Genomic DNA, 12,288 nt, shown 5'->3' with positions numbered 1-12,288 from the left:
GATCCCGCAGGCGAAGCCGAGGACCAGCGAGACACCAAGCGCCCTGCCGGCACTCGCGGGTAGCCGCGGCACCAAAAAACGCCTGCGCACTCGATGGATTCGGATGCCCGACAGAGGCTCCTTATGGCTGCTTCCTTCCGGACCTGACCAGATTCGGAACATGTCGTCATCCGAACCCATCGAACGCGCTAGGCGCTCGGTATATCTTACCTGCTCCCGCCCGTCACGGCAAGTGGGGCGAACCCATCGGATGGATTCGCCCCACTCGTCCATATCGCTAGCGGCGCCTACGGTACAGGACCGCGCCGCCCGCTGCGGTCAGCGCGCCGATGCCGGCCATGGCCGCGAGCGCCTCGACCGGCAGGCTGCGGTCGCCGGTGTCGGGCATGCCGCCCTTGGAGCCGTCGCCGCTGGAGCCACTGCCGGAGCCGTTATCTGAACCGCCGCCCGAGCCGCCGCCCGGCGTGCCGGGGTTCTCGGGGGTGCCGGGCTCCTCGGCGTAGCTATTGGTGAAGACTGGCGGCACGTTGGCGTCGCCCTCGTAGGAGACCTTCGCCGACAGATAGCCCGTCTTGGTGCCGTCTGCCGCCTCGTCGCTCACCGTGACGACGATCTTGTGCGCCGCCTTGTCGTAGGTCACGTGCGCCTGACCGTCGTCGACCTCGCTCACCGTGAAGGTGTAGGTGCCAGCCTGCTTGAAGGTCAGCGCATCGAACGTGACGCTGCCATCGGCGGCATTCTTGGCGGTCGACATGACCTTGCCGTCCCGGCCCTTGAGCTCAAAGCTAAACTGGCCAGCCTTGAGCTCGGCGCCCTCGATCACCTTGGCGGCGCCCAGCTTGAGGGTGACGGGTGCGGCCTCGTAGCCGTTGGTGAAGGTCACCGAGGTGTCGTTCGCGGCATTGCCCTCGGCATCCATGAGCTCGTGCTTGACTGCGAGCGTGCCGTTGCCGGCATCGGTGACCGTCGTGCGCACTCGGTACGTCGCCCTGTCGTATGTCACGCCGCCCGCCGTGCCGGCGACTTCGCGCAGCTCGTAGCTGTGCGCGCCGGGCGCGGTGTAGGTGACGGGGCCGAGCGCGACCGTGCCGTCGGCGGCGTTCTTGCCCGTCGCCGCGACGCTCTCGCTGCCGTCGGCGGCAATCTTGATCAGCTGGAACTCGAACTCGCCCTCGGCCAGGTCACGGCCCTTAAGCTTCTTGTTCACCTTGATCTGGTCGGTGACGGAGCTCGGCGTCGGGTTCACGCCGTAGGTGTTGGTGAACTCGAACGCACCCCTGCCCTCGGGCGTGCCCTCTGCGGGCAGGACCTCCGCGGCGAGCGTGCCCGCATTGGTGTCCTCGACCACCTTGACCGTGAAGATCCTGCTCGCCGTCGCGTCATTGACCACGCCGTCGACCGAACCGGACTCGCTCACCCGGTAGGCAAACGTCTTGGTGCGCAGGCCGTCACCGTCGATCTCGACGCCATCGAGATCGCTCGGCTGCTTAAACGTGACATGGCCCAGCTCGACGTTGCCGGCGGCGTCGTTGGTCGCCTCGGTCACCGTCTTGCCGGAGGCGTCGACCAGTGCGGGCGCGCCGTCCAGCGGCTCAATCTTAAAGGCGTACCTGCCCGCAATGTCAGCCTGCGTGAGGCCGAGTCCGGCCTGGCCGAGCGCCAGCGTCTTGGCACCCGCGATGTCGACCGTCGCCTCGCCGGCGCTATAGCCGTTCACAAACGACAGCGTGCCGTCGGAGCCCTCGGGGTAGACCACGGCCACATCCAGCCCGCCCTTACCGTTATCGGTCACCTTGACCGTAATGCCGAAGCTCGACACGGCCGCCGTCACGCCCGCGGGCAGCCGGTCCGTACCGTCCTCGGAAACGGTATAGGGAATGACCCAGGAGCCGTCGGCGGCCCTGGTGGCGATGCCGTCCGCCACCATCTGCTCGAGAGCGTCGGTGGTGTAGGAGATGGGCGAGAACGAAAGTCCCACGGCCTCGCCGTCGCCGGAGGCCCGGTTGGTCGCGGTCGCGACCACATTGCCCTGGGCATCGCGGACGGAGAACGAGAACTCGCCCGCCGCCGCGGCGCGGCCCGTCAGCGTCTTGGTGGCGTTGATGGCCACGTTGCCCTCGCCGCCGAGCGTTCCGGTGGCCTCGTAGGAGTTCTGGAACGCGACCGTCACGGGCGCGGGCGCCGCCATGGCGTCATCTGCCGTGGAGACCTCGCTGCGGGCGACCTCGACACCGTCCTTGGCAACCGTGGTCGTGACCGTGAGCTTACCCGTCGCGGCGTCGTAGCTGGGCGCGATGGTCACCGTGCGCGGCACGGTGTCGTTGGTGTAGCCCTCGCCGCCGAGCTTGGTCTCGGTGACGGTGAAGCTGTAGGTCTTGTCCGCGTCGGCGTCGGTAAACTTCACGTCGCTGCCCGCAGCACAGCCAATGAGGTCGACCAGGTCGGCCGCACCGTCATCGGCCGCGGCCACGGCGTAGACGTCCTTTTCGGTCTTGAGGCCGAGCTTGGCGGCCGTCTCGGCGTCGGCGGTCACGGTGAAGGCGAACTGCCCCGCCTCCATGGAGCGGCCGGAGAGCGTCTTGGACAGGCGCACACCCGCGCGGGCCGAGTAGTCGAGCTTGGTCGTGTAGGTGTTGACGAAGTCGCCGCCGCTCGCCTGCGCGATCGCGGGCGTCGTGGCCGTAAGGTTGCCGGAGCCGTCGTCGGTCACGGTCACCGTCATCGTGGCGACGTGGTCGTCGTAGGCCACGCCGGCGATGGCGGAGCCGTCATCGGGCCTGACCTCGCGCACCGTGTAGGTGAAGGTCTTGGCGCGCACGCGCTTGCCGCCGACCTCGGCGAACCCGGCATCTTTGATGTCATTGAGCGTGTAGCGGATGGAGCCGAAGTCAAAGGCGACCCTATCGCCCGCCTTGGTGCCGGCGGCGGCCGTCACACTGACGGTCTTGGAGCCGTCGGCGGAGCCCTCGGGCATGGGAGCGCCGCCCTCGCCCGCGAGCGTGAACTGGAAGCTATCGCCCTCCGCCCAGTCGCGGCCCTCGAGCGTCTTGGTGAAGAGTCCCGCGGTGGAGACGTCCCTGCCCTCGGTGGCCGTTCCGTACGTGTTGGTGAACGCTGCAGTCGCGCCTGCCTCGGTCACGGTGCCCTCGGCCCCCTCGGCCGTGGTCGCGTAGCCCTCGGCGGCATCCTCGGTCACGGTATAGTGCGCGCCCACGAGTAGGCCGGAGATAATCTTCTCCCCGCCATCCTTAAGCGTGAAGTTCGCCTTGCCGTCCGCGAACGTCACGGCGTGCTCGCCCTTGCCGAAGGTGCCGGAGACGGGCTCGCCGTCCCCGTCGGTCAGCGCGACCGTAAAGCCGAACTCTCGCTGGCTGTCGCCGCCGACGACCGTCTTCTTGACGGTGAGGCTGCCAGTCTTGGCGGTGTTGGTAAAGACCGCCGCCTCAACCGTGCGCTCAGCAGCATCGCCCGCATCGTCGGTCAGCTGTGCAATCTTGGTCTTGGCAGACAGCTTACCGGCGTCGTCGTCGGTCACCGTGACGGTGACACGATAGGTGGCCTTCGAGAACGTGAGTGCTGCCTCGTCACCCGGCTGCTCGGTAATCACATAGGTATAGGTACCGGGCTTGGCGTACTCGATGGTACCGAAGTTGCCGACCTGGGCATCCTTGTGCAGCTCAATCGTCGACACGCCGTCCTTGGCGCCCTTGGGCATGGGTGCCTCGCCTTGGGCAGTCAGCGTCATGGTAAAGGCATCCGATGTCATCCAGCTGCGTCCGGAGATCTTCTCTTGCACCTTAAAAGCGTTTTCCACCTTTGTGGACTCCACGCTGTAGACGTTGGTGAAGCCCACCTGCGTCGCCTGTCCGACGGTACCCTTCTGGGGGTTCGCCTTATCGACAACCGCAAAGCCGTCTTCGCTCGTCATGAGCTCACCCTTGGAGTTGAGCTCCCGCACCTCGTAGTGAGCACCCGCAGGCAAGGTAACCGTGACGGAGCCGCCGGCCTTAAGCGTGATGGTGTCACCGCTCTTGATCTGTCCGCTTACATAAGTGCCATTGGTGCCACTGGGGCGACCGGCGTACGCAAAGGTGCCGGCCAGAGGCGTTGTGCCATCGGCCTGGTAGAGCAGTACCTTAAAGGTAAATGCCTTGTTGGGCGCGGTGATGCCTTCGGCGGCCGTGACCGTCTTGCTCAACGTCAGGCGCCCGTCAGAGACCTCATCGGTAGTGGTGTTAGTCTTGACGGCAGGGTTGTTGCCGACCGTCACCGACGCCTGGTTGGAAATATTGCCCGAAGCGCCACCGCTCTTAAACGCGTCCTCGGTCACGCGGACCTTAAACTGAACCGTACCCTCCTTGCCGGCGGGAACGTCCGCCAGCGTCCAGGTGAGCTTGCCGTCATTGTCCTTGGAGCCGGCATCCTTATGGTCGCCGGCGAACTCCACGAACTCGGTTCCCGCGGGAACGGTATCGGTGATCGTCACCGTGGCAGACACGCCCTCAGTGTTCTTGTAGCCGATGGTGTAGGTGAGCTCGTCGCCCAGCGCCACACCCGACCCCGTCGAATCCTGAGCATCGCTCTCGGACTTCTTGGGCACGTAATTGGTCGTGGTGCCGGTATAGATCTTGTTGTCAACCGTTACGGTGGCTTTGTTCTCAACGGTGCCGACCGCACCCTGGGCGTCCTTCACAGCGTCCTCGGTAATCTTGACGCGCACGCGCACCAAACCGTGGCTGCCCGCAGGCTGCTCACCCAGGTTCCAGGCAAGCAACTGACCGCTCGCAGCGCCCTTATCGGCACACTCGCCCTCAAAGGCCTCGAACACGACGCCGGCAGGAAGCTTGTCGGTCACGGTCACGCTGGCCGGAACCAGGTTACCGGCGGTATCGGCCTCGGTATTGACCCAGTTGATGGTATAGACGTAGGAGTCGCCCACAGAAAGCAGCTGCCCGTCGATGTCCACATCGGGCTTCGCGACCGTGCCGATCGTCTTGACCTTATCGCGTGTGTTGTGGAAGACGATCTTGCCCTTCTCGGTACCATCGCGATAGGTCACCTTGGACGTCAGACTGCCATCGTTGTGGTCGGTCACCTCGAGCAGCACGCGGCACGTCGCGGACGTATCCACGGGACGCACACCATCGGGCAGGTTGGCCAAGCACTCCTTTGCCACTAGGTTAAAGCTATAGGTGGTAGTGTGGTCGGCATTGTGTCGCTTGGTGGCAACGCCATCGCTGACGGCGTCGGCAAGGTCAATCGTCTGCTCATCAGTTCCGCTGGTGGCATCGCCGAGCTTAAAGTAAACCTTACCAAAGTCGACCGTGGCTTTGCCGTTCTCACCTTCTTGGCTCGTGCCCTCATCCATCTTTTTGAGCGATCCATCGGCCTTTTCGGCATACAAGTCAAAGGTATACTGGCCAGCCTCAATCTTATCGCCAGAGTCCATCACCTTCTCGGCAGTAAGACCGTCGAATTTTCCGGTCGCAGCGTAGCTGTTGGTAAAGGACACCTGGGCCATGGCGGTACCGCTCTCGGGGCCAAAGGTCTTCGTATCGCGGGGCTTTTCAACGTCGTTGGCGTCATAGTGCTTGACCGTGGTCACGGTATAGAGCGAACCGTCGCGGCGCTTCTTAACCGCAATCTCTACCATCCAATAGGTGGAGTCGTATGTATAGCCGCGCTTGCCGCCGCCATTTTCGACGATCTTGTAGGTGAACGTCTTGTCTGCATCTTCCGTCGCAAAGGTCAGGCCACCCAAAATGCCGGTATGGGACGTGCCATCGGCCTGCGACTCATCGTTTGTCACAGTGAGCTTGCCCTCATCTGCGCGCAGCAGCTTGTTGAGCTTATCGGTCGAGACGTTGTCTTTGCCTGTTACCGTAAAGCCGAACATGCCAGCATGCAGGTCGCGCCCGTTGAGCGTCTTGACAATCTCAAGACCGCCCTGGAGCTCGTAGCTCGTTGAAGTTTGGTAACTATTGGTAAAGATGAAGCCTTCCGAGCCGGTCGTGCCATCGGCACGCGCCACAAGCTTGCCGCCCTCATCGGTTACGGTAATGGTCAGGACATAAGTGTGCGTGTCATACGTCCACTCGCCGAGGCCGCCATTCGGGGCCAGCTCGTTAATAGCAAACATATACGTGCCCGGCTTGTTGAAGGTGAGCTTCGAAAAGTCAATCTTTTCGTGCTCCCCGTCCTTGAGGGCCGCCGTCGTTTGCTTTTTCTCGGCATAGCCGTTGTCCGCGCTCATCGAAGAGCCGGTGATGAGCTTGCCGTTGATGGCAGTCTTGGTAGCATCGTCAGCCGCGGTCATGGCAAAGGTGAACTTGTCCGGAGCATCGGCACCGACAACCACCTTTGTCACAGACGGAGTATAGGTTGCCGCCTCGGTGACCGTATAGGTGTTCTTGAATTTGACCGTCGCGACACCGGCAGATGTCGCATTCGACGGGTAGATCCACTGGCCCTCAAGCTCGTCCTCGCCATCGACCTGCTTGCTTACCGACGTCGTGACCCTAAGCGTACCGTCGCCGTTATCCGCCACGACAGCCTTAACCGTATGGACCGTCTCGTCGTACGTATAGCCCGTCGCTTTGTCGTCAATCTCGCTCACCGTATAGGTGAACGTCTTGCCGGCATCATTCTGAGTGAAGATCAGCCCACCCGCAGGTACCAAACTTACGGTCTTGGGAGCGTTGGCCTCGACATTTGCGGTCTCAAAGACCTTGCCATTCGTGGAAATGCCAACCTTGCTGGCAGATGTCTCGTCAGCAGGCTTGACGATATAACGGAACGTGCTCTTAGGCGAGCCAAAAATGGTCGCGTCCTTTGGATACGTCAACGTCTTCTCAATCTGCAAACCGCCAGCGGCGCCATAGTCGAGACTTGCCGTGTAACGGTTCACAAACGAGACGGCAGGCGTGGCGCCGACCTCACTTGCATCGTACTGCTGCACGTAAGTATGCGAATCTTGCTTGAGCTCGACGATCTTTTCGTCCGTCAGCGCGCTCGCGTCGGCGCCGTCGCCCAGCAGCTCCGTCACACCCGCGCCCTTGAGCACAGTCGTCACGGTGTAGAGCTTGGCAGGGTCGTTCTTGCGCGCAAGAACCTTGACGAGCACGATGGCGTCGCCGGTATAGCCGGTGTCATAGGCGTAGCCGGCAGCCTCAGGCTGGTTCTCTTGGATGCGATAGACAAACGTATGGCCCAGATCCTGCTCCGTGAGCGTACGAGCAAAGAGCTTCTCTTGCCCACTTGCGCCCACCACGGCACCGGACACGCTGGCTCCCGCCGCCGTATTGGACAGGCTGGCCTCGGAGCCATCGACCGACGTCTGAACGCCGTTGTACCAAAGGCCCGTCACGGCAAAGGTAAACTGGCCCGCGGTAGAGGCGCGACCCTCAAGGGTCTTGCTCACCGTCACGCCATCAAAGGTGCCCGATGCATGGTACGCGTTGGTAAAGGCAGCCTTGTCGGTTACGATCTTGTCCACATCGGGGGCACCGGTGTTGGCGTAGGTCACGCTCGACACGCGTAGCTTGCCCGCGTGGTTGCCCGACTTGTCCAGGTCGGTCACCACGACGGTCGCGCGTGCGGTGTGTTTGTCCATGGACATGCCCGCCTGGCCATCCTGCGCGGCGTTCTCGGTGATGTTGAAGGTAAAGGTGCCTGCGCGGTTGAACGTCACGGTCGGGGCGGCTTCGGTGCCAAAGGAGAACGATGCCACGCGTCCCAACTCGGGCGCACTGGCGACAGCCTGGTTGGCGTTAACGGCAGCAGCCCCATCCTTCACGGCCTGCTTTGTGGTCCTGCCCAAACCGGTCGTACTGGCATCATCCGTAGCGGCAGTGAGGTTAAAGGTATAGCTCTCGCCCTGATTCCAGTCGCGACCGCTCACAGTCTTTTGGCCCTGCAGGGTCACGCTCGTGGGCTCAACGCTATATAGATTGGTAAAGGAAGGTGTGGCATTCATGTCCAGCTGCTTTACCGAGCCGTCCTCTGCAACCTTGTAGTACTCGATCGAAGTCTGGATGCCGGCGCCGTTCTTGGCGTTACGCACCACGGCGTAGTAGACCGACCCGTCGTAGGTCATGCCCGCAATGCTACCGCGATTCTCAGCGAACTTGTACACGTAGGCGCGTCCCGCATCCGCCTTGGCGGTATAGGAGATCGCCGGCCATGTCACCGTGCCGTCGGCGTTGTTGCCCACGGTTGCGGCATTGTCCTCGGAGCCCTGGGGCATGGGAGCCTTGATGCTCGTGTCGACCTTATCGGGATCGAACGTTGCATTGTCGTCCGCATAGCCGCCCATACCCTCGAGCGTAAAGCTAAAGGCGTTCTGGGCGAGCGCAAAGCTCCCGGCGTTGTCGGTCAGGATCTTTTGAGCATGGATGATAATCTTCGCTTCGTGTGTATCGTAGCGATTGGTGAAGGTTGCGACCTTATCGGCAACATCCGTATTGGTGTCGACGCGCGCGTCGTTGCACTCCTGCACCACCTTCACGCTCTTAACGACCAGAGCGCCAGCCTGGTTGTCCTCCACCACGACCGTCGCGGTATAGCGAGCAGCAGAGTAGCTTATGCCATCCGCCCTGGCATCGGAACCGGGAATAACCTCCGAGATGATATAGGCGTACTTGCCGGGCTTGGTATAGGTAATATCGCCAAACGTTGCCTTCTGGGTATTCTTGGTGAACTCGACCGTCGCCACCCCGTCCTTGGCGCCATTGGGCATGGGGGCGCCGTCCTTAGCCGTAAGCTGCACGGTAAAGGTATCGCCATCGGCCCAATTGCGGCCCTCGAGCACCTTCTTGGCGCTTAGGCCATTCTTTACGGGGTTGACACTGTAGTTGTTGGTGAACTCTAGCTTGTTGCTCGCGGGAATCTTTCCGTCCTCGAGCGCGACGATCTTGCCCGTGATGGTGTTGCCGGTTCCGGACTGCTCCTCGCCGCCGGCCTTGCGGCTCACGAGGCTAAAGCCAGCCGGAAGCACCGACTCGTCGGCAGAGCCGGTCACAGTGTTAACGATGCTCGCCAGCACATTGCCACTGAACTCCTCGCCCTTAGTGGTGAGCTCGCTCACGCTATAGTTGTCGTCCTTCTGAAGGTCGTATACGCGGATGGTCTCGCCAGCCTTGATGGAATGGGTGCCGCCGTTCTTGAGCGTAAAGGAGTTGCCCACGGGCTTGCCATTCGCATCGAATACGCGCGCCTCATAGCCCTCCTCGGAATCCGGCAGGGTGAACTTAAACGTAAAATCCTTGGTAGGCGCGGTAAGGCCACTGTCCGCCGTCACGGTCTTAGTCACTTGCAGGCGTGCCACGCGACGATCGGTATACTGCACGGCCGTTGCCGTGGTAAAGAGATGATTGAGCTGAAGCGTGCCCAGATCGGTGCCATTGGTAGCATCATCGTCTTGATAAAGAGCCATGCGGTTGATGCCCGTATCGGCAAAGATGGTCGCCAGCTGGCCGTTGCGGTCGCCACCGTCCTCGACATAGCGCAGGATGGTCTTGGTATCTTGCGTCGTCTTGTCATAGCGCATATGCATCCAGTTGCCCGCAAGAGAAGGCGTCACGCCTTGGGCAGTGCACGTCTGGCCCCATGTCAGGTTTCCGTTGGCGTCAACGGCCACACTCTGCAGCTTGCCCTTAATGTGCGTAAGCGTGTTGTCGATGGAGTCGGGAGAGCCAAACTGCGCCAGGGAAGCAATCAGCGAACCCGGGCCGCTCATGCTGCGCACACCGTCGCCTTCCTTGCCGGCATCCACATACACACCCGAATCGTCCACGATTACCTTGGTGATGGTGTTGTTAATCTCATGGCCATCTGGACTTACAGACTCACGCAGGTAGTACGTACCCTTGATAAGGGGTGCATGCTTTGTCGAATTGAGTGGGAAGCATGCAGCACCCTCAATGTCATACGGATAGGTCATGCCGTTTGCCTGCACGGTGTCATACGGCGTGGCGCCGGCTTCAATGGCATACGTGCTGGGGCTATCGCCGGTAACGTCCTCGGCCTGGTACAGCTCAAACGTCGCGCCGTTCACGGGCTTGTCCAGGTCGTCGACCTTCTGCACAAACAGGCGGTTCTGAACGTTGGTGAGGTGGATCACCGTAGAGAACTGCCTGTTTATCGTTTGATATTTGACCATAGATGTGTTGCCGATGGTTGCCCCCGCCAGAGACGATGCCGTGGTGTGATACACCGCCACGGTATATTCCGCCTCCGACTTGTCCGTCATCATGGCGGCGTACTTCTCGATATCTCCGGGCAGCGACCTGACCGTCACCACGTAGTCGCCCTTGGTATCAACATCAAAGACACTCGTGTCCGCCGATTTGGCAGCCTCGACCGCACCGGCAATGCCGTGCGCGGAGCACAGCTTATAGCCATTGAGCGGGTTGCCCGTGACCGCCGTCCACGCGTCTTCGCTTGTGTGGTCCTCGCTCGCACCGGTGAGCTTGAGTACGACGGCAAACGTCGTACCCGAGCTAATTGGGTTATTCTTATTGTCTTTTGTTTCTTTATTAAGAGAAATGGTCTCCTTGGCAGCCAGATAGCCACCGTTCAGCCACATGCGGCTGCCCGTCCATTGCGTTGTGCCGTCGGCCATGGTGACCGTCGTTTGCGGTGCAACCACCGCACCACCCGAGCCACTCGCCGCAGCTTGCTTGTACTGCAGGTGCAGCTCGCCTGGCGTTGCGGTGGTCGACGAGGTCAGGCTCGAGCGGTACCCCTCGGGCAGGCCTGTCTCTTTGAGTACAAAGTAGTCGTGCCCGTCGGCATGCTGGTTATCAAATGAAAGGACGGAGCCGTCCGACTTCAGAAGCACCAACTGACCCTTGTCGTCCGTCGTACCTTGAGCGATGGCCTCAGCCCCGTCCTGCACGGTCCAGCTTTCATCGGACTGATACAGCGCAAACTTGGCGCCTTGGACTGCCTCGCCGTTTTGGTCGACCTTCGCGACCTCGGACGACGGCAGGGTGGTGAGGTTGAACTTAAGCGACATGTTCGATGCACCCGCGCCGCGCTCCAGATAGAAGAAGCTCAGCGTATGCTTGGTGCTGTTCTGGAAGGTGTTCTCACGGAAGTTAGTGGTATCCGCACCGGCGGCTTCGAACATCGCCCTGATGGTGGTGTCTTGAATTGTCTGTTCGGGATCATTTGCATTGTCAATATGACCAACATGCACGCCACCGGTAGCGAAGTTGATCTTGAGCGTCGCCTTCTCGTGAATGCCACCCAGATCGCCCACGAGTACGCCATCGATGTACACCCAGACGTCGTCGTCACCCGAGAACTCAAAGACCATATCCTCGCCTTTGGTGGTCTTGCCACCGTTAGGCTGGACAAACTCCGTGGTCATGGACATGCCAAAGTGGTGGTTAAGGTTCGTGCTTCCGTCAACGATCTTTTTGGGCGAGAGCTTATTGCCCTGTTCGTCGAAAACTTTGTAGGCCGAGTCAAAGGGGAAGAATTGGCCTAGATTGGTTTCGCTATTAGAACTTCCTTTGTATACGCCCGCGGAGTCGTAGACATTAAAGGAGTTCGTCGCGGGGCTATACACGGCATAGTTGCCGTCAGAACCATACGAGTCGTAAACGTAATAGCCATCCTTAAGCTGGAAAAGGCCCTTCACGTTGTTGTAGACGGCCTTACCATTCTGCTTATCATTATTAAAGAGATAGGCCAGCGACTCGTCGGCGTACGTATCACTTAAGCCATAGGAGGTATAGGTGCCGGCATTGATTGACGGATAGCCATCTACCAGTGTGTTCTTCACAAATGAAAGACGTCCAAAGCCGCCGGTGCCACTTCTTCCCGTCCATTTATTAATGCCCGATCCGGCGCCGCCATTGAACTTGAGCTGGTGATCTTTGTTGATGCCAGTGTTGTTATTGCCGTTGTCGTTATTGATGTTTGCCGAGCTATCGTTGTCGCCGTTTACGACCCAATAGTCGAACAAATTGACCGTAGTGCCGGTGGGATTCACCGTCTGCACGGTATGGTCGCCCACGGCAGCCGACGCACTCGTCGCGCCAAACATGAGCGCGCACGCCGCCAGCGGGACGGCCAAAACCCTCAGGACACGCTTTGCGGTATTGGTTTTCTTGCCAAAAGGCTTTAGCATTTCTCGAGCTCTCGCACACACGCGATTCATGAAGGCCCTCCCCAATCCATGAGGACGTCAAGCAGCGGCTCGCTATATATGTGTGTCGTCCCCATCGATGCAAATATACGCCCATTACAGTCTGAAATAGGCCATCGATAAATTTCGAT

The 12,288-nt window shown here is 60.7% G+C and carries 1 protein-coding gene and 1 other RNA gene; both read right to left on the bottom strand.

Annotation, left to right across the window (positions count from 1 at the left end):
- Positions 1–87: 87 nt before the first annotated feature.
- An RNA gene (ffs, locus tag DXC18_RS10055) (signal recognition particle sRNA small type) lies at positions 88–183 on the bottom strand.
- Between the two features lie 94 nt (positions 184–277).
- On the bottom strand, positions 278–12,085 hold the full coding sequence (locus DXC18_RS10050; protein WP_199412259.1) for a Spy0128 family protein: 11,808 nt from the start codon (positions 12,083–12,085) through the stop codon (positions 278–280).
- Positions 12,086–12,288: the final 203 nt, after the last annotated feature.

The organism is Collinsella sp. OM08-14AT (assembly GCF_003438115.1).
GTDB lineage: Bacteria > Actinomycetota > Coriobacteriia > Coriobacteriales > Coriobacteriaceae > Collinsella.
Note: the sequence above shows the minus strand (reverse complement) of the source record. Positions and strands in the feature narration are given on the sequence as shown.